The sequence below is a fragment of the Polaromonas sp. genome, assembly GCF_012927415.1.
In the GTDB taxonomy this organism is placed as follows: Bacteria; Pseudomonadota; Gammaproteobacteria; order Burkholderiales; family Burkholderiaceae_C; genus Polaromonas.
The window spans coordinates 1-20,335 of record NZ_JABBPF010000087.1 but is presented as its reverse complement, the minus strand read 5'-3'; the positions used below and the strand labels follow the sequence as shown (position 1 = coordinate 20,335).

Below are 20,335 nucleotides of genomic sequence, written 5' to 3'. Positions count from 1 at the left end.
CGAAAACACGATAAACGGCGCTGTGCGGGCCATGGGCTACAGCAAGGAAGTTCACACCGCCCACGGATTCCGGGCCACGGCACGCACCATCATGGACGAGGTGCTTGGCGAACGGGTGGACTTAATAGAGCATCAATTGGCCCATGCGGTGAAGGATGCCAACGGGCGGGCCTATAACCGGACAGCCCACCTACCGGCACGGCGCGAGATGATGCAACGCTGGGCGGACTACCTGGACAAGCTGCGCATTGGCGCGGACGTGATCCCGCTTCGCACGGCGGCAAAGTAAAAAAACAGTTTTAAGCCACGCCTAGCTATCGGCTGATCCCCGATGGCGAAAACCGGGGACTCCCTGACCCGGCGGCGCTGGTTTTCTTTTCAGGTGCGAGACAGGGAACGTATGGCGGATTTATCGCATTGGGATTTTGCGGAAAACTTTTCGGGATATGACGCAGCGGCGCTGATACTGGGCTTAGAGCCAAGCGAATCAGAGGATGAGCAATGGCGCGTTCGGATAGTCACTGACCGAATGTCGGTGCACTATAAAAATGCCATCAATCGTCTTTTTGAAGAAATCTTTATCGACGAATTAGAAAATGTGGATTTCAAAGAACCTATTCGTATCGAGCTTTTAAGCGTGAAGCTGAACGACCTACACCGCAAATGTGAGCTTTTTGGTGTAGAAACTCCTCTCCACGATTGGCTCGCCGATAAACGGCAGATTAGATTTGAGGTTCAGGAGTTTGAGCGCTATTCAATTGCCCGTTGGATTACTCAAATTGAAATGAAGTCCGTCTATTCATTTGACCGTAAGCTTTCCACTACGGTTAATGCAGCCGTTGAAACCGACATAGACCCGGCAGACTTACCCGAGGAACTGCACGCTGCAAACATTGCATTCCGAGCAGTGACCAATGGCTATGGTGATAGAACCGCAACCTTCAAAAACAGGTTGATCGACTACTTGAAAGGGAACTTCATAACACTGAATAATGAGGCTATTCAGCGAATTGCAACCGTGGCAAATCCAGACAAAGGACGCGGGCGCAAGAAATTTAATTCCCAATAGGCCGGCTATGGAAACTTAGCATTCATGCGGGTTTGCACAATGGATGGGGTATTTTTTTCAAGTGAATAGGTGAGCTATACCGACTATTCAAGCCCCATGCCAAGCTCGACATTGGAGCCTTCTTTCAGGAGGTATCCCCCAATGTCAAGCAAGTCCACAAGCCCCAAAACGCCCAGTGCCTCAAGCATCCCGGCGCAAAAGGCATCCATCCATCAATCGGTTTTCGATGCCCTGCCAGACAGCGGATACGTTCGAGAATCGCAACTGGTGCAAAGCCCAAAGAGGCCAGACACCCCAGCCCCCCTACCCTTTTCTGCGCCGACGCTCTGGCGCAAGGTGAAGGCGGGCACGTTCCCAAAACCCAGCAAACTTTCTGAGCGCGTGACAGCCTGGAACGTGGGCGCTGTGCGGGCATGGATGACGGCACAGGCCACGGCGTAAGGGGCAATCCATGACCCCCACCACCACCAAAGAAAAAGCCCCCGGAACTTACGATTCCAAAGGGCTTAGGACTGACACCACCGATCTTGATTTTCCCACGGCAGCACAAGAAGGTAAAGCCTTTGCAACCCTCGCAGCGCGCTTTGCGCTGGCGGGCCACACCCTAACCCATAGCAACCCGGCATACGGCGCGGGCATGTACTACGCAGCGCGCTGGGGCATGAGCCGTGCCTTGCCCGACTTGCAGGCGGCGGCGCACTTCCTGGCACAGATCGGGGGCGGCAATGTCTGACCCTATCGAGCATTTCAGGCTCGCCATTGCAGCGGCGGGCCTTGAAGCCCCGGACAGCATCATCCCAAACGGCGCAATCCACCGATTCAGCACGAACGGCAAACCCGGCGATGATTCCGGCTGGTACACGCTGCACGCTGACGGCATAGCGGCTGGCGCGTTTGGCTGCTGGCGTACCGGCTTGCAATCAAGCTGGTGCGCGAAGTCAGACAACGCCATGACCGACGCAGTGCGCGACGCCCACCGGCAGCGCATCAACGCCATGAGGGCACAGCGCGATGCCGACTTGCAAGCCAGCCAGCAACAGGCCAGCCAGACGGCGGCGGCATTGTGGCAAAAGGCGACACCAGCACCGGCGGCGCATGAGTACCTGACCCGCAAGGGCATCAAGCCCCACGGCGCGAAGTTTGACGGGCACCGGCTGCTGATTCCGATGCGAGACGCAGACGGAAAACTGCACAGCCTGCAAACCATCGCCCCGGACGGCGAGAAACGATTCATGCCTGGCGGGCGCGTGAAGGGCTGCTATCACTCGATTGGCAAACCGGCAGGCGGGCTGATCGTTTGCGAGGGCTACGCGACCGGCGCAAGCCTCCATGAGGCAACCGGGCACGCGGTGGCGGTGGCCTTCAACGCGGGCAACCTGCAGGCGGTGGCGCTGGCCTTGCGAGCCAAGTATGCGGCGATGAAAATCATTATTGCGGCGGATGATGACCACCTGACGCAGGGCAATCCCGGCATGAGCAAAGCCACGGCAGCGGCGCTGGCGGTAGGCGGCTTTCTCATAAAACCTCAGTTTGGGCCAGACCGTCCCGATAAGGCAACCGACTTCAACGACCTGCACCAAATGGCCGGGGCTGATGCGGTGCGCGGCTGTATCGAGGCGGCGGCAATGTGCGGAGCTGCTGGCGCTGATGACTGGCCAGAACCTACACCACTGCCCAACGCACTACCACCCGTTGATCCGTTCGATGCGGAACTATTACCCGTGGCATTACGCGCCTGGGTGATGGACATTGCTCACCGGATGCAATGCCCGCCGGACTTTCCAGCCGTGGCGGCGCTGGTGGCCTTGTCCAGCCTCATTGGTGCGCGGGCCGTAATCCAGCCCAAGGCCAAAGACGATTGGCAGGTTGTCCCGAATCTTTGGGGCAACTTGGTAGGCCGGGCAGGCGTGAAGAAGTCCCCGGCGCTGGGTGAAGCCCTGCGACCCCTGAACCGCTTGCAGGCCACGGAGTTTGAACGCTGGCAGGCAGAGCACGACGCCTGGGCGCTCGACTGCAAAGTGATGGCGATGCAGGATGATGCGAATGAGAAAAAGGCCAAGGGGCTTGCAGGCAAAGACCCGTCAGCGGCGCGGGCGCTACTGGAGCCGGTGGACCTACCTGCAGAACCCATGGCGCGGCGCTTCATTGTCAACGATGCCACGGTGGAAAAGTTGGGCGAACTGATGCAGCAAAACCCGTGGGGCACCTTGTCTTATCGGGATGAACTGTACGGACTGCTGACCGGCCTGGACAAGCCGGGGCAGGAAGGGGCGCGGGCCTTCATGCTGCAAAGCTATGACGGCAATCAAGGCTACACCTTTGACCGTATCGGACGCGGAACGGTGCATATCCCCCGTGTCTGCCAAGCCGTGATTGGTGGCATTCAGCCGGGGCGGATTCAGGAATACGTGCGCGGCGCGGTGGCGGGCGGCAGCGCTGATGATGGTTTGTTGCAGCGCTTCGCCTTGACCGTGTGGCCAGACGTGACAGGCGAATTTATCCACGTTGACCAGTGGCCCGACACCCCGGCCAGGCAGACCGCCTGGGCGGTGTTCGAGCGCTTGGCGGAACTTCAGCCGGCCAGTGACACAGAGCCGGTGATCTGGCGCTTTGACGACGCAGCGCAAGCCCTTTTTGTGGAGTGGCTGGTTCCCTTTGAAACCGAGATACGCGGCGATGACCTGCACCCGGCGATGGTGTCGCATCTGTCCAAGTACCGCAAGCTGATTCCGGCGCTGGCGCTGGTGTTTGCCTTGATTGACACACCGGACACGGGCGGCATGATCCATGCGCGTGAGCTGATCCGGGCGCTGTCCTTTGCCGACTACCTGCGCACCCATGCCAATCGGCTGTATGCGGCGGCGGTAACGCCTGAAACCACGGACGCAGTAACGCTGCTGTCCCGAATCAAGACCGGCAAGCTGGTGGACAGGGACGGCGTGATCCTGGACAGCTTCACCCCCCGGCAGGTGGCTTTGAAGCATTGGGCCGGATTGGGCACACCGGACGCCGTGCGCAAGGCAGCGGACGTGCTGGCGGATTACGACTGGTTGCAGCGTGAGGTTGTGACCGGCGGCGCGGCAGGCGGCAGACCCAGCGACCGCTACACCGTCAATCCACTGTCAAGGGGCGCGGCATGAACTGGCTGGCACGACTGAAGAAAATCGACACGACCCCCACGGCAGAGGCTACAGAACCTACAAAACCGGGTTTCGTAGGTTTTGTAGCCCCCGGTATGGCCCCCATGCAAAAAAACAGGGGTGATTCACCGGCAGCGAACGACCCGACGGCGGGAGCGCATGACCCTGACCGCTGGGCCTGGCCACACAGCCAAGCCATGACAGGGCGGGAGATTGACACCTTCACGGCGCGGCTGCACCACTTCACCCGGCGCGGGCTGGCAGAGCCTGACGCGGAACGAGTGGCAGACAAGCTGGTGACGCGGGACCGGGAAGCAGACGATCGGCGGCTGTGTCTGGAGTGTGTCCACCTGGCAGGCCATGCGGGCATATGGGGCTGCAAGAACTGGCAGCGGGCCGGGGTGGCGACCAAGCCACAACATGCGCAGCTATCGGTGGCGCTGGTGATTCAGCCCCAGCGGTGCGACGGATTTATGGATCAAAACCAACAGGAAACCATCCGATGACCAAGGCAAAGACACCGGCAGGCACTGCCAAGCACCTGCAATTAACCTGCGCACCGAGCCAGACAACGGCGCAAGTCTTATCGCGTGCAGCTTTGCAGCCTTGCATCAACGGCGCGTCAGTGATCGAAGCCTTTCAAGGCAACATCATGGGCAAGGAAGTTGACCTTGGCGAACTGGTGGCGGGCCTGAGCGAATCATGCACGGGCGTGAAGGGTGGCGACCTGTCCATCCTGGAATCGATGCTTGTCGGGCAGGCGACGGCGCTGCAAACCATCTTTGCCAGCCTGGCGCGGCGGGCGGCGACACAAGAAAATTTGCGCCAGTATGAAACCTTCATGGGGCTGGCCTTGAAGGCTCAGTCGCAGAGCCGGGCGACCATATCGGCGCTGGTGGACTTGAAGTACCCCCGGCAGGCTACTTTTGTGAGGCAGGCCAACATCGCCCATGGGCCGCAACAGGTGAACAATGGTGCGGCGGCGCGCGATGATCTTAAGCAATCCGCACGGGAGCGCAAGAAAGGGAAGCCCCCATCGGAGCAAAACAAACTATTGAAGGCACAGCGTGGGTAGCCCAGTTGCAGGATGAACACCCCAACGGCGCGAGTGGCAGAGCTTGGCTATCGGCAAGTGAACCGCTCTGGAGCAGTCAGTGAAAACGCTATTTTTCGCGAATTCCGATAGGACTACCTACACATCCCAAGTCAACGCTCGTTGACCCGCACCATCGACATTTGTTAGCTCCGCTACCGTGTCTATGCTTTTGTGTCTGCCTTTTTTGGCATCCAGAACCGTAGCTTGATGAATTGCAAAATTCGCACTTCTTTTCGTCGCCGGAATGCTCATGCTTCTTGGCGGCACTGTTGAGGCAGCCGGAACCGAAGCTTGACGAGTTGCAATACCTGAATTTACTCATAATGAAATCTCTTAATTTTGCGCGCTGTTTTACGATCGACTGAATAAAAACGCACCTCAATTGATGAGCCCATACGTGTATAACAGTGCCTGCAAGGATAAAAATGCCGCTCGGATGATTGTGCGGTTTAACCAATGATTCAGTAAACAGCAGCTACAAATGAGATTTCTACTAGTCGAAAATGGAGTGCCAATAGATGCCCACTACGAATTTGAATCTACCTCAATCGTCGTTCATTCAAGGGGCGGTAAAAAGGGAATAGGAGGTAAAAACACCGAGTACAGAAAGGGGCTCGGTCTATTGTTAGAGCGGCTCCGCAGTTGCGACGCATTGATTGCCAACGTCCACATAGATACGAACAAATTGACTGGACTCCCTACGGAGCAGAAGGTAGTCGCAGCTGACAAAGACCTACAGCAACCAATAAACGTCTTATTGGAAATTTTGGCAAAACGCATGAAGGTAGTTGGTCAAAATGAAGGCGCAAAAGGCGGTAACTCGACCCGCCGACTTCGGATCAACATTACCGGGCAGGTACCTTCACTTGAAAAGTTGCAAGGTCGCCCAGTGAACCTTTCCCATGAAATGTTAGGGCTAGTTAGATCAGACCATCTCTACAGCGCTGTCACCCGTCTTCTAAACCAAGAAAGTCACCCGTTTGGCAACTCCGTGGGCTATGACGTTCTGATTGATGATTTCGGCAACCGGCTTCCCCCGAAAGCCGTATTTGGGTTCGCCGCTGGTGAAGCCTTAGGCTTTGATGTGGGGCCTTATCATTTCAAGGGAGGTCAGGGATCGCCATGTTTTCAGGCGCTAGAGAAAGCGGGATACGTTATCGTACCCAAGGATGGTGCAGTACCGACTGCGATAAAGAAAGTCAATCCAGATCAAGAATGGACTGAAGGGGACGCGCAGGAGCGAAATCACCTCGGGAAAGAAAGAGCCCGCGGGGTCGCTAAAGCAAAGAAAGATGAGTTTCGCCGACTGTACGGAAAACTGTTCTGCGAGGTATGCAAGTCGGATTTTTCGAAGTTAGCTGAAGGTGAGCGAGAAGCTGCCTTCGAGGTACATCACAGAGCAGTGTCAATCGCCCAGATGGCTGCCGGCCATAGAACGAAGCTAGGGGATCTTCAATGCCTTTGCGCGAACTGCCACCGTCAGACTCACTGGAGAATCCGCGCGGAGCAGAACAAATCTAAGAGCTGATAAATCGTATATAGACGCATCAACTAACGGGGTTCGTTTGAGAACCAGTGCTTTTTTAGGAATTTCAGGTTTGACAGTGCAGTTGAAATGGATCGTATGCAAAACAAGCTGAAAAGTGCATGGACCTCCGAGCGGCGAGAGCAGCAGAGCGAAGCTATCCGGCTGTGGAAGCCTTGGAAGCAGTCCACTGGGCCAAAAAGCGCAGAGGGTAAAGCAGCGGCATCACGCAACGCTTGGATGGGCGGCGATTGGCAAAAGCAGCGGCAGGTTATCAAGGCGCTGAATGAGGCAATGCGGGAGCAGCGGAAATGGACTGTGTAACTCGTCTGGCCGGTAACAATTATTGTTAGTCTTATTTGACGCTTGTACTAAGCTTTGAAGTGTCGCCACAGTATTAATTGGCACTGAGAAAGGTAGAAATGACGTCACCACCATCGGAACTGAACTCAATAAATCAGTTGGTAGCCGGTTCTTTCCGTCCAGTTGAATTTGCGCCTAGGAGCCATCTGGTCGGAATTGATGGAAAAGGATGGTTTCAAAAAGTCGGCGAAGACCACGATTTACGGGCAAATAAATCTAGTCTGGAGGAGCTCCGCAATCAAATCAGATGCCGAATCGTGACGCTCATAGACTCACCTGGGGCGAAACGTCAACGTAAACTTCTTCGCATGTTAGAACTTGCAGTCATTAGGAGCGACAAAGCCTTGCTTGATGCGGTTAAGTTGGTGGGGGTCACGCCTAGTGGCGGGCTCTACAAGCAAATTAAAGAAATTTTGGTCGAAGCAGAAGGCCTTGATCCAGACTCAGATCTCTGGCGATTGCTTAGCGTCGATCCCTGACTCCATCAAGGGGGCTACAAAAGTCTGGCAAATTTTCGCGCTGGAAATCACACGGTATCTCACGCGCAGAAAATATCGCCCATTTGAATTAATTCAAATTTAGCAAATCCCTGACTTGCAGGCTGAGCCGGGCAAAAAGTCCAGCTGATCGAACCTTGGAAACCGGCAGTTCGGTTTGATTTAACGCTAACGCACAAAACGCCGTCGTGCGCGGGCGCGAGATACACGGCAACACAACCCTTCACACAGTGTCAAAAACGAGACACAAAAAAATTTAACGGTACTTTTGGCGGTACTTTTCAAAAACGTAATTCAAGTATCTAGCATAAATGCGGTCTACAGCCTGATTTGTGATTCCTGTTGGTGCACCATTTGATCAAATCAGATCGTGTCAGAACCCCTCAAATCCCGCATGTTTACTGGCATAGCGAGGGCATTTTGTCTCACGCCATTTCACAAGACAGCATGAAATGCCGTTAGGGCAGCACACAGCCAAACCCGCAGGCAACAAGCACACCGACGGTCGGGGCAGCTATCTGCTGGTGAAGAAAGGCCGGAAGTATGGGCGGATGGATTACACCCACACAGACAAGCGCAAAACGCTGGCGCTGGGCGTGTTCCCGGCGGTACGCGCCCGACTTCTTTGACTTGATCATCGTTGACAAGGGCCACCGAGGCAGCGCGAACGACGAGGGCAAATGGTGCGGCATCCCCAAATACTTCTTGCCCGCCGGGCAGCTGGGCCTCACGGCCACACCCACGCGCCGCAACAACGCAGACACCTATCCAGTACCTGCACTGAGCTGTGCTGCACTGAATTAAAATCACTCCTGATTGAATAGCATCTAAGGCCCATGTTCAATGGACGTGAGTCATATTTAACCCATAAATAGCCCGGCCCCGCCACGCTGGCGACCGTTGCGCGCCAGTCATCTGCTTTTTTGGCATAACTTTGGGCGGCCTTTGACCGACGGGCGCAGCGCAAGCCAACTTCCGGGGCCACCTGCAGCGAATAACAACAGGCCAGGGCGGAGCAGTCAATGACAGGTGTGCAAAAACATTCAGAACCGGTCGATATCGTTTACCTGTGGGTGGATGGCGCCGACCCGGTTTGGCGCAACCAGCGCAAGCAGGCCTATGCCGCGTGGGTGCGCCAGCACCCCGGTGCGCTGGCTGCGTTTGGCAACGCGGCGGGCAGGTACCGCGACAACGGCGAGCTGCTGTTCAATTTGCGAGCCCTCGAAAAGTTTTTCCCAAACCATGGGCACGTTTACATCGTCACCGACGGGCAAACGCCGCGCTGGTTACGCCCCTCCAGCCGCGTGACCGTAGTGGACCATGGCGCGCTGATGCCGGCAGCCAGCACACAGGTATTTGACTCGGGTCATATCGAATCGTATCTGCACCATATTCCCGGCCTTTCAGAGCGCTTTTTGTACTTGAACGACGATGTTTTCTTCGGCGCGCCGGTTGACCCGGGCTGGTGGTTTGGCGAACACCTCAAGGTTTTTGCCGAGGGCATGCCGATCGCTCACTACACCGAGCTCCAGCCGCAAGGGACAGCGCTGGTCAACGCGTCCATCCAGTCCGGACAGTGGCTCAGCCAACACTACCCGAAGTACCGCCACGACCCGCGAATTTTTTCGCACGCGCCGCGCCCCATGCTGAAAAGCGCCGCGCTGGAACTTGAGCGTATCGCTCCAGCGCTGTTTGCGCAGCTGCGCTCCACCACGTTTCGCTCCTGGCAGATTCCGCCCATCGTGCCCGACCTGCTGCCACGCTGGATGGTGCATGTCGGCCATGCCGAGCAGCGGACACTGAACCCCCTGCACATCAACAGCGGCGACTTGCGGGCCGAGCAGCAACTCGGCGCCCTGCTGCGAAAGTTCGGCAAGCTGCCGTTTTTCTGTATCAACGACACCTGCGACGAGGCCGCTGACGATGACCTGCGCCTGCTGCGAATTGCCCACACGCTGCAAAAGCTGCTACCGGAGCCGTCCCCGTTCGAGCGGCCGCACCACGAATTCAAAACGGCGATTCGATTCCAGCCGGTCAGCACGTTTGAGGCGTCAATAGCTACTGAAAAACCCAGACTGGTTGCATGACAGATTGAGTTTGCTATTTTTTTAATAGCAGGCTATGCCTATAAAACCTCGACTACAGGCCCAAACAACCCTGAGTTTCAGCGGTGACGTCATTTTGGCCGGATTGCCAGGGTATTGCGGCGACTGAAGGCCAAGCCGAAGCTACGAACGCCTTTTAAAGACCCAGCCGCAATGCAAGAACGCCGGCCAGCACCAGCGCGGCGATGAACACGGTTTCTGCGAGCAGCATAGCCACCGGTTGCCAGCCGAGTTTGAGCAGATCTTCGAAGCTCGTCTTGATGCCGGCCGCTGCAATCGCGGTGACCAGCAGCCAGCGCGATGCATCGCCTGCCAGCTGGCTCAACGCGGGGCTGAAAGCGCCCATGCTGGACAGCAGCACCAGCACAATGAAAGCGAGCAAAAACCCAGGCACGAGGGGCACTTCTTCTTCCGCTGTCCGCGCGGCCGGATGGCTTCTGTAGCGGACGGCCACCAGCAGGACAATCGGCATCAGCAGTATGACGCGAAAGAGTTTCACCACGGTGGCGGTGTCGCCGACTTCCGGCCCCAGCATCATTCCGGCAGCCACCACCTGCGCCACATCGTGAATGGTCCCGCCGAGAAAAATCCCCGCCTGCCCGGGCGGCAGGCCCATGAGCTTGAGGGCAAAGGGATAGCTCACCATGCTGAGCGTTGAGAGAACGGTGACGCCGACCACCGCCAGCAAGGTAAAGCGTTCGTTCTCCCTGGTTTGCGGCAGCACCGACGACAGCGCAAGTGCGGCGGAGGCCCCGCAAATGGCGACCGCGCCGCCCGAGAGCAATCCTTCTTCCGGGGGGCGCTTGAGCCATTTAGCCAGCAGCAAGCCAAAACCAATGGTGAGTGCCACGGCAAGCATAATGGTCATCGCCGAAGCCACCCCCAGTTTGGCAACCTGGCCGAGCGTGATGCGCGCGCCGAGCAACGCGACGCCAATTCGCAGCAGGGTGCGGCCACAGAAGTCGACCCCCGGCTTGATGCCCCGCTTGCCGATCAGGAAATGAAAGGCCAGGCCAATCAGCAAGGCATACAGCAGTTGCGGCCCGCCGTAGTGCGCGGAGAGAAAAGTAGCCGCCAGCGCGATCAGGATGCACACCAGGGCGCCGGGCAATCTGGCGGTTAAAAATGAAAAATGAATCACTGGGAAGCGTCTCGTCCGGTATGTGCAAATGGATGCGGCTGGCCGCGCTCAAGAGCGCCTGATGCGCAGCGCGCTGAAGGTGCCAGCGACCGCTGCAAAACCTGCGGCCAGCCAGAGCGCCACCAGCGGGCCCTGACCATTGGCCGGATCCAGAAAACTGAAGATGATGGCGAGCAGCACAGCGCCCAGTGTCTGCCCGGTGAGACGCGCAGTACCCAGCATGCCGCTGGCACCGCCGCCGCGATGCGCTGGTGCCGAGGTGATGATGGTGTGGTTGTTGGGCGACTGGAACAGGGCAAAGCCAGCACCACACAAAACCATGCGCCAGACAATATCTGCGTTGACAGGCTGAGTGGGCAAAACGGCCAGCAGCAACAGGCCCAGAGAAAGCAGCCCCAAACCCAGACCGCCCAGCAGACCCCCGGAATAACGGCCAATCAGTCGGCCCACCAGCGGCGCCATGACGACGATAGCCAGCGGCCAGGCGGTGAGCAGCAAACCAGCCTCCAGATGACTGCGGCCATAGCTCCCCAGCAGCAGAAACGGCAGGCCGACATAGGCCAGGGTTTGCGCGCAGAACGCGCTCACCGAAGTTCCCATGGACAGGGCAAAAACCGGGATGCGCAGCAAGTCGAGCGGGAACAGCGGCACCGGCTCGGCCAGCTGGCGCCGAACGTAGATCACGCCCACTCCAATGCCCGCCGCCAGCTCGGCAAGCGCCAGCCACAGCGGGGTACTGTGCGCGCCGCCAGGCGCGGCCTCGACACGAACACCCAGCCCGTCGATGCCGAGGAACACCAGCCCGAACATCAGCGCGTTCAACACCACGTCCAGCGCGGAAAAACGCGCGCCACCGGCCTTGATAGGATTTTCCGGCAAAGCGCTGCGCCCCAGCCACAGGCTGATCAGGCCGACGGGAATATTGATGGCAAACAGCCACGGCCACGACGCCGTCGAAAGTATGACCGCCGCAATCGACGGCCCGGCGACCGAGGCGGCGGCCACCACCAGGGAGTTGATGGCAATGCCACGGCCCAGCAAATGCCGCGGATAAATCAGCCGCACCAGTGCCGTGTTGACGCTCATGATGCCCGCAGCACCCAGCCCCTGCAGCACGCGCGCCAGCGCCAGGGCTGTCAGTGAGGAGGCCAGCGCGCAGGCCGCAGAAGCGATGACGAAAACTGCCATGCCGATCAGGTAAACGCGGCGATAGCCCACGATATCCCCCAGCGTGGCCAATGGCAGCAGCAGCGCCAGCGTGGCGATCTGGTAGGCATTGATGATCCAGATGGACTGGGCAGCGCTGGCATTGAGCTCGCGCGTGATGTCAGGCAAAGCGAGATTGACGATGGTACCGTCAAGTACGGCCATGAGGATGCCGAGAATGATCACCACCAGGGCGCCACGGCGTTCGCGCGCTGGCAAGCCATCCTGAACAAGCATGCAATCCTTTGAGAGAAGCCGGTGAGCAAGCCCGCGCTTACAGGCCCTGTATTTGCCCTGCCCATGTATTTTCGGACCCGGTTCACTGCTATTTTATAAGGGCTGTTGAGTTAGTTACCGGGACTATCTGCCTGGTGACCGCAATCCGGCCAAAAATTTTTTGCTATTAATTTTATAGCAACATACAACGACAATCAGGGGACATGAGCGCTATCGGGCATTAAAAAGGTGCGCCGGAGGGGGAAAGTGCGGTACAAAAAAAAACCCGGCATGCGTGCACATGGCCGGGATCTTTTTCTTGAAGTTGGCTGAATCCGCCATCGTGGCGGACGAAGAAACGTCGTTTACATGCCGAATTTGACTTTGGCGTCGCTCAGGCAGGTGTCCTTTGCGGCACCGGCCAAAACGTCACAGCGCTCCTTGGCAGCTTTGTAATTGGCTTCGCGCGTTTCATCGTTGGCGTCCTTCTTGGCGTCCGTGACTTTTTCGGTCTTGTTCTTGCTGGTGTCGGCAGAGACTTTGGCGACTTTGGCATCTTCTTTGGCCTTTACGTGAGTGGCCTTGGCATCCTTCACGCAAACGTCTTTGGCATTGCCGGAAAGGTCATCGCACTTTTCCTTGGCGGTGTCGTAGGCGGTGTTGGCCTTGGCCATGGCCACTTTTTCAGTATTTTTGGCGCTTGGCTGGTATTGGGCTTCGAGTTCGGCTTTGGCTACTTTTTCCATACCTTTGGCTTCGGACACACAGATGTCTTTGGCGTTGGCTTTCATGGCGCCGCATTTGTCACGATTGGCCTTGTATTCAGTAGTGATCTGGTCTTTTTGGGTTTTGTACTCGGCCTTGGTCATTGCCATGGCGCTGCCGGCAAAAGCGCAAGAGACGGCTACGGTGAGCATCAGAAGTTTGATTTTCATGATAGGTTCCTGGGTCAAATAGTCAGTAAATTGAAGAGTCGATTCGGTCAGCCCATCGGGCCCAACCAAGTCAGGGGAGTTCAATAGCGTTCGAAGAAGTTGGTCGGATTGCGCTCGTGGAATGAAGTCAGCTGCTTCTCGGCCTCTTCAAGCGTGACGCCGTGGCGCTCCTGGATCTTGCCCAACAACTGGTCCCGCTTGCCGGCGATCACGTCAAGATCATCATCGGTCAGCTTGCCCCACTGCTCCTTGACCTTACCCTTGAACTGAAGCCAGTTGCCTTCCACGCGATCTTGATTCATACACTCTCCTCTGTTGTTGATAAGTCCGCTAAGGGCTTGCGGCGGCTTTCGAAATGCCCGCAGGTCTATTTACGGATATCAAAATGCTATCCAAGCAGGCACTTGACGCCGGTAGTCCCTCAGATTTGAAATGCGTAGGCTCATGCCTACAGTCGAGTTGTGCCGACGCACCTGCGCAACCTGACCTGGCACTTCAGTGGTTTGCCTTGGCGACACTCAATTCGAAAAAACAAGCCGAGACTAGCCGTATTTCTGTGGTTAGTTGCTATTTATTCAATAGCATTTTTTATGACGAATGGGCCGTTTCGGCAAGGCTGCCCGGCACCGGAAAACTGCCCCTTCAGCTTTGTCGCAGGCTGTCAACCGTCTGGCGCAAATGACGGGTCCATACGCGGCGGTCGCGACCGTCAGCGAACTCGGCCTGGCCGTAATGCACCACCGCCATGACCGGCGGCGCACACAGGGTGCGCCAGATCGAGCCGAGCAGCGTTTCGTCGCCGATGTAGCTGGGCGCATGGCTGGTCTGGCCAGTCGCCTGGTCGATGAAACGCAGGCCGACCGGCTGCACCGGCGCATTGCCAGAGACTGCGGCCTGCAGCAAGTTGGCATGAAAAGGCAAAAGCAAGCGCCCGTCGCCCGTCGTGCCCTCAGGAAAAACCGCCAGCACCTCGTCAGCCTTCAGTGCGTCTTCCATCAGGCGCACCATGCGTAGCGCATCGCGCCGCGAACTGCGTTCGATGTAGAGCGTGCCCGCCGCCGTTGCCAGCATGCCAACCAGGGGCCAGTCCTGCACGTCGGATTTGGAAACAAAACGGCAGTGGCGCGCCGCATGCATCACCGGAATGTCGAGCCAGGAAATATGGTTGGAGATGAGCAGCACCGGCCCGGTAACGGGCGGCTGCCCGCGAATTTCCAGCACCACACCAGCATGTTTCAGGAACGTCTGCGCCCAAGCCTGCACTTCGGCGTTTTGCTGGGGTTGCTGCAGGCGCGGAAGGCGAACCGCTGCGATCCATACACCAGAGAAGATGTGACCCGTGATGCGCAGCACGCGCCAGCAGGCCCTGATGCGCCTCACGAACGCGCCCCAAAGCATGCCGGAGCGCACCAGACCGGCGCGGACCCCCACGGATCAGGCGCGTTCAAACGCCACCTGTCCACCCACCAGGGTGTAGCGTACGGATACCGGCAGTTCATAGCCGGAGAACGGAGTGTGTTTGCCCTGGCTGCGCAGCGCGGCGGGCTCGACCAGCCATGCGCAGTGCGGATCGAACACGCAAATATCGGCCACGCCACCCTTGACCAGCCGCCCCGCACTGGCCTGCAGGGTGCCAAGCGCATGGCCCAGCACGCGCGCTGGCTCGCTGGTCAACACGGCGAGAGCTCGCATCATGCCAACCTGACTGTCGTTGCCCCATTTACAAGCCAGGCCGAGCAGCAGCTCCAAGCCGGTCGCCCCCGGCTCGGCCTCGGCAAATGGCAGGGTTTTGGCGTCTGCAGCGACCGGCGTGTGGTCGGATACCAGCGCATCAATCGTGCCGTCGGCGAGTCCCTTCCGCAATGCATCGCGGTCGCGCTGCTGACGCAGCGGCGGGTCAAGCCGCATCCGGCTGTCAAAATAGCCAATGTCAACGTCCGTCAGATGCAGGCTGTTGATACTGATGTCGCAGCTCACGGCCAGTCCCTCGGCTTTGGCCTGGGCCACCAGCGCCACACCGGCAGCGCTGCTGATGCGGCTCAAGTGAACGCGCGCGCCAGTGGCGCGTACCAGCTCGAAAATCGTGTGCAGGGCAATCGTTTCGGCCACCACCGCAACGCCGCTCAGGCCCAGCCGCGTAGCCAGTGCACCACTGGCGGCAACACCTTTGCCCAAATACATTTCCTGAGGACGCAGCCACACCGTGTAGCCGAAAGTGGCGGCGTATTGCAGCGCCCGCATCAGCACCTGGGTGTTAGCCAGCGGCACTTCAGCCTGGCTGAATCCCACGCAGCCGGCTTCGGTCAGTTCGACCATCTCGGTCAGCGCTTCGCCGTTCAGGGCGCGTGTCAGGGCGCCGAGCGGAAAGACGCGTGACTGGTGCAGCTTTTCAGCGCGAAACTTGAGCATCTCAACCAGGCCGGGTTCATCCAGCACCGGGTCGGTGTCGGGCGGGCAAACCAGGCTGGTCACGCCACCGGCCACCGCCGCCGCCAGTTCGCTTTCCAGCATGCCCTCGTGCTCGTAGCCCGGTTCGCGCAGGCGGGCCGACAAATCAATCAGCCCGGGGGCAACGATGCAACCCGTCGCATCGATGGTCTTGTTGGGGGTGAAATCAGCAACCGTACCCTTGATGGACACGATGCGCCCGGCGGCAACCGCCAGATCGCCGACCTGATCGAAGCAGGAGGCGGGGTCGATGACACGGCCATTCTTGATGAGGAGTTTCATTTTATTTTTCCGAAAAAAGCTGCCGCTGGTACTCGCCCAAAGCCAACCCTTCCCGGCGGGCAGCAAACCAGAGGCAGTGGAGCACGGCTGCCCACTTTTTCAAGTTCTGGCTGCAGGACCGGCTTTGCCGGACTGCAGGCGGGGCGGCCCCCTCGGGGGGCAGCGAATCACGCGAAGCGGGGAGCGTGGGGACCACATTCATGCTTCGTTTCCTGCAACGATGCTCATCACCGCCATGCGGACCGCGATGCCGAAGGTGACTTGCGGCAGGATCACGCTCTGCGCGCCATCAACCACCGCCGAGTCAATTTCCACTCCCCGGTTGATGGGGCCGGGATGCATCACGATCGCGTCCGGTTTGGCAAATTGCAATTTTTCGTTGGTTAGGCCAAAACTCTTGAAAAACTCCTGGCTGCTGGGCAGTAGCGCGCCTGTCATGCGCTCGCTTTGCAGTCTGAGCATGATGACCACATCGGCGTCCCTGATGCCTTCTTCCAGCGTGTTGCAGACGCGCACCCCCATCTGCGCCATGTCCGCAGGCACGATGGTCTTGGGTCCGACCACGCGCACTTCGGCGCAACCCAGCGTGGTCAGCGCATGAATGTCTGAGCGCGCCACGCGTGAATGCAGCACGTCGCCGACGATGGCAACCGTCAGGTTGCTGAATTCCTTTTTGTAGTGCCGGATTGTGTACATGTCGAGCAAACCCTGCGTCGGATGCGCGTGGCGGCCGTCGCCGGCGTTGATGACATGGACGTGCGGCGCCACATGCTGGGCGATCAGGTAGGGCGCGCCCGATTCGCCGTGGCGCACCACGAACAGGTCGGCCGCCATGGCGCTCAGGTTGGCGATGGTGTCGAGCAGCGACTCGCCTTTGGAGGCCGACGAGCGGGCGATGTCCAGGTTGATGACGTCGGCTGAAAGCCGAGTCGCGGCAATTTCAAAGGTGGTTCGGGTCCGGGTGGAATTTTCAAAAAACAGGTTAAAAACACTTTTGCCGCGCAACAGCGGGACTTTTTTGACCTCACGATTGCTAACGCTGACAAAGTTTGCGGCGGTGTCCAGAATCTGCGTCAGGGTGGCCTTTGGCAAGCCTTCGGTCGACAACAAATGGATCAGTTCGCCGTGCTTGTTAAGTTGGGGGTTTTGTCGGTGCAACACGCTGTGGTTTCCTCTTGCGCTCTGAATTCAAACGGGGGTTGACAGGTCCTGCAGGCGAAAACTGAAGCGGCCATCCGGCGCTCGTGCCAGCTCCAGTGTTTGCGACGCGGGCAGGCTTACACGCGCAGCGGCCAGATCCGCCTGCACCGGCAGCTCGCGCCCGCCGCGGTCAACCAGCACCACCAGCCTGACACTGGCGGGTCGGCCGTAGTCAAACAGCTCGTTGAGTACGGCCCTGATGGTGCGCCCGGTATAAAGCACATCGTCGACGACGATCAGGTGGGCACCGTTGACGTCGAAGGGCAGCGAGGTCGGTGTACCCGACGACAGGCCGCGTTGCGAAAAATCGTCGCGGTGCATGGAGGACGAAAGAATGCCGCATTGCTCGCTCAAACCGAGATCTTTTTGCAGACGCTGGGCCAGCCAGGCACCGCCCGAAGCAACGCCGACCAGCCGTGGCGGCAACTCGGCAGAAAGAATTTGCGGGCGCATGCTGCGCAGCAAATCGGCATACAGCGCCTCGGCGTCGAGGACCAGACTACTCATTGGGAAGACTCCTTAAAAACTGCTCCAGAATGATGCAGGCCGATGCCGCGTCAGCGTCTTTGGCGCCAGCGGCGAGGGCTTCCGTCGTGCTGTAGCGCTCATCGACTTCGAACACCTGCAAGCCAAAGCGACCGCGCAACTGGCGGGCAAACTTTTGAGCGCGCAGGGTATTGTCGTGGCTTGCGCCATCAGGGTGGAAAGGAATTCCAACCACCAGCGCATCGGGCTGCCACTGCCTGATGCGGGCCTGGATCACCGGAAACCGGGCAGAGCCTTCGGCGACGATGGTCGCCCGGGGGCTGGCGGTGCGGGTCAGAACGTTGCCAGTTGCCACACCGGTACGCTTGAGGCCGTAGTCAAAACCCAGAAAGGTCTGGAAACCCGCAGCGGGATGAGACGAATCCGCCAGCGGTGTATAGATCTGGGGGAGCCCCAAACCGGGGACACCGGCAGGCTCATGCATGGCCGGCGAAGGGCGACAGCATCCAGCTTTCAAGGCCAAGCAGCATCAGGGCCTTGTCGTAGCGCTGCTCCACCGGCGTATCAAAAATGACCGCCACATCAGCCTCCACCGTGAGCCAGCTGTTATCCAGCAATTCGGATTCAAGCTGGCCTTCGCCCCACGCTGAGTAGCCTAGCGAGACAAATATTTTGAGTGGTCCGGCACCGGTGGAGAGCGCTTCCAGCACGTCCTTGGAGGTGGTCATTTCCAGACCCCCGGGAATCGACATGGTCGAGGCGTAAACAGATTCGAGGCCCGGCATCATAGATTCGTGCAGCACAAAACCACGCTCGGTTTGTACCGGTCCTCCCTGAAAAACAGGGGTTTCAATCAAGTCCTGGCGACGCAACGGCAACTCGACCGTGTCGAACAGTCCCTTGACGTTGATGTCACTGGGCTTGTTGATGACCAGACCCAGTGCCCCACGGGCACTATGCTCGCACATGTAGACCACGCTTCTGGCAAAGGTCTGATCCTGCAGCCCCGGCATCGCGATGAGAAAGTGATGCGTAAGGTTGATCGGGGATGAATCTAAAGCCATTTAAGGATTTTACGCGTACGGTGCAAGCGCGAGGGGCACAAACTCACCGGCTCAGCCTGTCGGCTGACTTCCCTACCCGGGAAGCCTGCCGGGCCTGACTTAACTATCATCAGCCCCATGCAAAAGAAATACCAGACCGGCTTGATGTGGTTCAAACGGGATTTGCGGGCCCAAGACAATGCGGCGCTGCACCATGCCCTGAAATCCTGCGCACAGGTGATCTGCCTGTTTGTCTTCGACCAGGACATTCTCAAGCCCCTGCCTCGCGCCGACCGCCGCGTGGAGTTCATCCGGGAATCCCTGCTGGACCTGGATGATCAGTTGCGTCAGCTTGGCCGGGAAAACGGCAAGCCGGGCACCGGCCTGCTAGTCAGGCACGGCACAGCCGCCCAAGCACTTTTGTCGCTCGCGTCCAGGTTTTCAGTGAATGCCGTCTTTACCAATCACGACGACGAACCGCAGGCACTGGCGCGCGATGCGCAGGTCCAGTCATTGCTCGAGGGCCAGGGCGTGGCTTTTCACAGTTTTAAAGACCACGTCATTTTTGAACGCGCCGAGGTGCTTACCCAGGCAGGCAAACCGTACAGCGTGTTCACGCCTTACAAAAATGCCTGGATGAAAAAAGTTGACCCCTTTTACCTCAAAGCCTACCCAATTCAGAAATATGCCGCCGCGCTTGCGGCCACGCCGGAAAGTGAAGCGCAACCCATGCTGTCGCTGGCCGATCTGGGGTTCGAAAAAACCAATCTGTCCGCCCTGAAAATACCAACCGGAAGCGAAGGGGGAGCCGCACTTTTTAACGACTTTCTGGACCGAATTTCCCACTATAAAGACAGCCGGGATTATCCTGCCGTCAAAGGCCCAAGCTATCTCGGCGTACATTTGCGATTCGGCACGGTATCCATCAGAAAGATGACGCTCAGCGCGCTTGAGAAGCACAAGGATGGCGATGAAGGCGCTACGACCTGGCTTGGTGAGCTGATCTGGCGTGACTTCTATGCCCAGATACTAAGCAACTTCCCTCACGCAGCGCACCGCGCATTCAAGCCCGAATACGACGCTATCGTATGGGAAAGCGGTGAAAAGGCTGTCACCCTTTTTCATGCATGGTGCCAGGGTCGAACCGGTTATCCGCTGGTCGACGCCGCCATGGCGCAGATCAATGAGACCGGCTATATGCACAACCGCTTGCGCATGGTGAGCGCGAGCTTTCTGGTGAAGGACCTCGGTATTGACTGGCAATGGGGAGAGCGCTATTTTGCCGAAAAGCTCAACGATTTTGATTTGGCGTCGAACAATGGTGGATGGCAATGGGCGGCCAGCACAGGTTGCGATGCCCAACCCTACTTCCGCATCTTCAATCCCATCAGCCAGAGCGAAAAATTTGATGCGGGGGGAAAATTCATCCGTAAATACCTCCCTGTACTGGAAAAATTGGCCACGCCCGCCTTGCACAGTCCCTGGCAGGCAAAGCCCACGGAACTCGTCGCCGCGGGTGTCGAATTAGGCAAAAACTACCCGGGACCCATTGTGCAGCATGATGCGGCACGCGCGCTGACGCT

At 58.4% G+C, this 20,335-nt stretch carries 22 protein-coding genes and 2 pseudogenes; 14 read left to right on the top strand and 10 right to left on the bottom strand.

Annotated features, from left to right (window positions below; all coding sequences use genetic code 11):
- The 13 genes and pseudogenes from HHJ19_RS09160 to HHJ19_RS09100 all read left to right on the top strand — a co-directional run.
- A pseudogene (locus HHJ19_RS09160) lies at positions 1-289 on the top strand (integrase); the annotation flags it as partial.
- Between the two features lie 42 nt (positions 290-331).
- Complete coding sequence (locus HHJ19_RS09155) at positions 332-1,069, top strand: hypothetical protein (protein ID WP_296906211.1); 738 nt, start codon at positions 332-334, stop codon at positions 1,067-1,069.
- A gap of 96 nt (positions 1,070-1,165) precedes the next feature.
- Positions 1,166-1,510, top strand: coding sequence for an AlpA family phage regulatory protein (locus HHJ19_RS09150; RefSeq protein ID WP_366929397.1), 345 nt, complete (start codon positions 1,166-1,168; stop codon positions 1,508-1,510).
- Between the two features lie 10 nt (positions 1,511-1,520).
- Positions 1,521-1,802, top strand: a complete 282-nt coding sequence (locus HHJ19_RS09145) for a hypothetical protein (protein WP_296906204.1) — start codon at positions 1,521-1,523, stop codon at positions 1,800-1,802.
- Positions 1,795-4,209 carry a DUF3987 domain-containing protein gene (locus tag HHJ19_RS09140; RefSeq protein ID WP_296906201.1) on the top strand — a complete coding sequence of 805 codons (2,415 nt, stop codon included), beginning with the start codon at positions 1,795-1,797 and terminating at the stop codon, positions 4,207-4,209. Before HHJ19_RS09145 ends, HHJ19_RS09140 begins: the two co-directional genes overlap by 8 nt.
- On the top strand, positions 4,206-4,715 hold the full coding sequence (locus tag HHJ19_RS09135; protein WP_296906199.1) for a hypothetical protein: 510 nt from the start codon (positions 4,206-4,208) through the stop codon (positions 4,713-4,715). The genes HHJ19_RS09140 and HHJ19_RS09135 overlap by 4 nt, the downstream gene beginning before the upstream one ends.
- Positions 4,712-5,284, top strand: coding sequence for a hypothetical protein (locus HHJ19_RS09130; RefSeq protein WP_296906196.1), 573 nt, complete (start codon positions 4,712-4,714; stop codon positions 5,282-5,284). Before HHJ19_RS09135 ends, HHJ19_RS09130 begins: the two co-directional genes overlap by 4 nt.
- A 502-nt stretch (positions 5,285-5,786) precedes the next feature.
- On the top strand, positions 5,787-6,833 hold the full coding sequence (locus tag HHJ19_RS09125; protein WP_296906193.1) for an HNH endonuclease: 1,047 nt from the start codon (positions 5,787-5,789) through the stop codon (positions 6,831-6,833).
- Between the two features lie 96 nt (positions 6,834-6,929).
- Positions 6,930-7,154 (top strand): hypothetical protein, encoded by a 225-nt coding sequence (locus HHJ19_RS09120; RefSeq protein WP_296906191.1) that lies wholly within the window; start codon positions 6,930-6,932, stop codon positions 7,152-7,154.
- 98 nt (positions 7,155-7,252) lie between these two features.
- Entirely contained in the window at positions 7,253-7,672 is a 420-nt protein-coding gene (locus HHJ19_RS09115; RefSeq protein WP_296906189.1) for a hypothetical protein, read from the top strand.
- A gap of 470 nt (positions 7,673-8,142) precedes the next feature.
- Positions 8,143-8,319, top strand: coding sequence for an Arm DNA-binding domain-containing protein (locus HHJ19_RS09110; RefSeq protein ID WP_296906187.1), 177 nt, complete (start codon positions 8,143-8,145; stop codon positions 8,317-8,319).
- A pseudogene (locus tag HHJ19_RS09105) lies at positions 8,300-8,458 on the top strand (DEAD/DEAH box helicase family protein); the annotation flags it as partial. The gene HHJ19_RS09110 and the pseudogene HHJ19_RS09105, both read left to right, overlap by 20 nt.
- 254 nt (positions 8,459-8,712) lie before the next feature.
- Entirely contained in the window at positions 8,713-9,777 is a 1,065-nt protein-coding gene (locus HHJ19_RS09100) for a Stealth CR1 domain-containing protein (RefSeq protein ID WP_296906181.1), read from the top strand.
- A 154-nt stretch (positions 9,778-9,931) separates the two neighbouring features.
- Here the strand turns inward: HHJ19_RS09100 and HHJ19_RS09095 are convergent, their stop codons facing one another.
- The 10 genes from HHJ19_RS09095 to HHJ19_RS09050 form a co-directional block, all read right to left on the bottom strand.
- A complete protein-coding gene (locus HHJ19_RS09095; protein WP_296906178.1) occupies positions 9,932-10,936 on the bottom strand; it encodes a putative sulfate exporter family transporter in 1,005 nt (334 codons plus the stop codon).
- 48 nt (positions 10,937-10,984) lie between these two features.
- Entirely contained in the window at positions 10,985-12,379 is a 1,395-nt protein-coding gene (locus HHJ19_RS09090; RefSeq protein ID WP_296906175.1) for an MFS transporter, read from the bottom strand.
- A gap of 344 nt (positions 12,380-12,723) precedes the next feature.
- Positions 12,724-13,293, bottom strand: a complete 570-nt coding sequence (locus HHJ19_RS09085) for a hypothetical protein (protein ID WP_296906172.1) — start codon at positions 13,291-13,293, stop codon at positions 12,724-12,726.
- Between the two features lie 80 nt (positions 13,294-13,373).
- A complete protein-coding gene (locus HHJ19_RS09080; RefSeq protein ID WP_296906169.1) occupies positions 13,374-13,595 on the bottom strand; it encodes a CsbD family protein in 222 nt (73 codons plus the stop codon).
- Between the two features lie 340 nt (positions 13,596-13,935).
- Positions 13,936-14,691, bottom strand: a complete 756-nt coding sequence (locus tag HHJ19_RS09075) for a 1-acyl-sn-glycerol-3-phosphate acyltransferase (RefSeq protein ID WP_296906214.1) — start codon at positions 14,689-14,691, stop codon at positions 13,936-13,938.
- 36 nt (positions 14,692-14,727) lie between these two features.
- On the bottom strand, positions 14,728-16,023 hold the full coding sequence (locus HHJ19_RS09070) for a dihydroorotase (RefSeq protein ID WP_296906166.1): 1,296 nt from the start codon (positions 16,021-16,023) through the stop codon (positions 14,728-14,730).
- A gap of 198 nt (positions 16,024-16,221) precedes the next feature.
- A complete protein-coding gene (locus HHJ19_RS09065) occupies positions 16,222-17,184 on the bottom strand; it encodes an aspartate carbamoyltransferase catalytic subunit (RefSeq protein WP_296906163.1) in 963 nt (320 codons plus the stop codon).
- A gap of 27 nt (positions 17,185-17,211) precedes the next feature.
- Positions 17,212-17,730 (bottom strand): bifunctional pyr operon transcriptional regulator/uracil phosphoribosyltransferase PyrR, encoded by a 519-nt coding sequence (gene pyrR / locus HHJ19_RS09060; protein ID WP_296906160.1) that lies wholly within the window; start codon positions 17,728-17,730, stop codon positions 17,212-17,214.
- Positions 17,723-18,193: a Holliday junction resolvase RuvX gene (gene ruvX / locus HHJ19_RS09055; RefSeq protein WP_296906157.1), complete on the bottom strand. Its 471-nt coding sequence runs from the start codon at positions 18,191-18,193 to the stop codon at positions 17,723-17,725. Before ruvX ends, pyrR begins: the two co-directional genes overlap by 8 nt.
- On the bottom strand, positions 18,186-18,773 hold the full coding sequence (locus tag HHJ19_RS09050; RefSeq protein WP_296906155.1) for a YqgE/AlgH family protein: 588 nt from the start codon (positions 18,771-18,773) through the stop codon (positions 18,186-18,188). The genes ruvX and HHJ19_RS09050 overlap by 8 nt, the downstream gene beginning before the upstream one ends.
- A 117-nt stretch (positions 18,774-18,890) precedes the next feature.
- Here HHJ19_RS09050 and HHJ19_RS09045 point away from each other — a divergent pair.
- The coding region (locus HHJ19_RS09045) for a deoxyribodipyrimidine photo-lyase (RefSeq protein WP_296906153.1) at positions 18,891-20,335 on the top strand (1,445 nt) is incomplete at its 3' end.

What these genes read in the sequence shown, in the direction of transcription:
- HHJ19_RS09155 (WP_296906211.1), top strand. Translation starts at nt 332, where the DNA reads ATGGCGAAAACCGGGGACTCCCTGACCCGGCGGCGCTGGTTTTCTTTT.
- HHJ19_RS09150 (WP_366929397.1), top strand. Translation starts at nt 1,166, where the DNA reads ATGCCAAGCTCGACATTGGAGCCTTCTTTCAGGAGGTATCCCCCAATG.
- HHJ19_RS09145 (WP_296906204.1), top strand. Translation starts at nt 1,521, where the DNA reads ATGACCCCCACCACCACCAAAGAAAAAGCCCCCGGAACTTACGATTCC.
- HHJ19_RS09140 (WP_296906201.1), top strand. Translation starts at nt 1,795, where the DNA reads ATGTCTGACCCTATCGAGCATTTCAGGCTCGCCATTGCAGCGGCGGGC.
- HHJ19_RS09135 (WP_296906199.1), top strand. Translation starts at nt 4,206, where the DNA reads ATGAACTGGCTGGCACGACTGAAGAAAATCGACACGACCCCCACGGCA.
- HHJ19_RS09130 (WP_296906196.1), top strand. Translation starts at nt 4,712, where the DNA reads ATGACCAAGGCAAAGACACCGGCAGGCACTGCCAAGCACCTGCAATTA.
- HHJ19_RS09125 (WP_296906193.1), top strand. Translation starts at nt 5,787, where the DNA reads ATGAGATTTCTACTAGTCGAAAATGGAGTGCCAATAGATGCCCACTAC.
- HHJ19_RS09120 (WP_296906191.1), top strand. Translation starts at nt 6,930, where the DNA reads ATGCAAAACAAGCTGAAAAGTGCATGGACCTCCGAGCGGCGAGAGCAG.
- HHJ19_RS09115 (WP_296906189.1), top strand. Translation starts at nt 7,253, where the DNA reads ATGACGTCACCACCATCGGAACTGAACTCAATAAATCAGTTGGTAGCC.
- HHJ19_RS09110 (WP_296906187.1), top strand. Translation starts at nt 8,143, where the DNA reads ATGCCGTTAGGGCAGCACACAGCCAAACCCGCAGGCAACAAGCACACC.
- HHJ19_RS09100 (WP_296906181.1), top strand. Translation starts at nt 8,713, where the DNA reads ATGACAGGTGTGCAAAAACATTCAGAACCGGTCGATATCGTTTACCTG.
- HHJ19_RS09090 (WP_296906175.1), bottom strand. Translation starts at nt 12,379, where the DNA reads ATGCTTGTTCAGGATGGCTTGCCAGCGCGCGAACGCCGTGGCGCCCTG.
- HHJ19_RS09085 (WP_296906172.1), bottom strand. Translation starts at nt 13,293, where the DNA reads ATGAAAATCAAACTTCTGATGCTCACCGTAGCCGTCTCTTGCGCTTTT.
- HHJ19_RS09080 (WP_296906169.1), bottom strand. Translation starts at nt 13,595, where the DNA reads ATGAATCAAGATCGCGTGGAAGGCAACTGGCTTCAGTTCAAGGGTAAG.
- HHJ19_RS09075 (WP_296906214.1), bottom strand. Translation starts at nt 14,691, where the DNA reads ATGCTTTGGGGCGCGTTCGTGAGGCGCATCAGGGCCTGCTGGCGCGTG.
- HHJ19_RS09070 (WP_296906166.1), bottom strand. Translation starts at nt 16,023, where the DNA reads ATGAAACTCCTCATCAAGAATGGCCGTGTCATCGACCCCGCCTCCTGC.
- pyrR (WP_296906160.1), bottom strand. Translation starts at nt 17,730, where the DNA reads ATGAGTAGTCTGGTCCTCGACGCCGAGGCGCTGTATGCCGATTTGCTG.
- ruvX (WP_296906157.1), bottom strand. Translation starts at nt 18,193, where the DNA reads ATGCATGAGCCTGCCGGTGTCCCCGGTTTGGGGCTCCCCCAGATCTAT.
- HHJ19_RS09050 (WP_296906155.1), bottom strand. Translation starts at nt 18,773, where the DNA reads ATGGCTTTAGATTCATCCCCGATCAACCTTACGCATCACTTTCTCATC.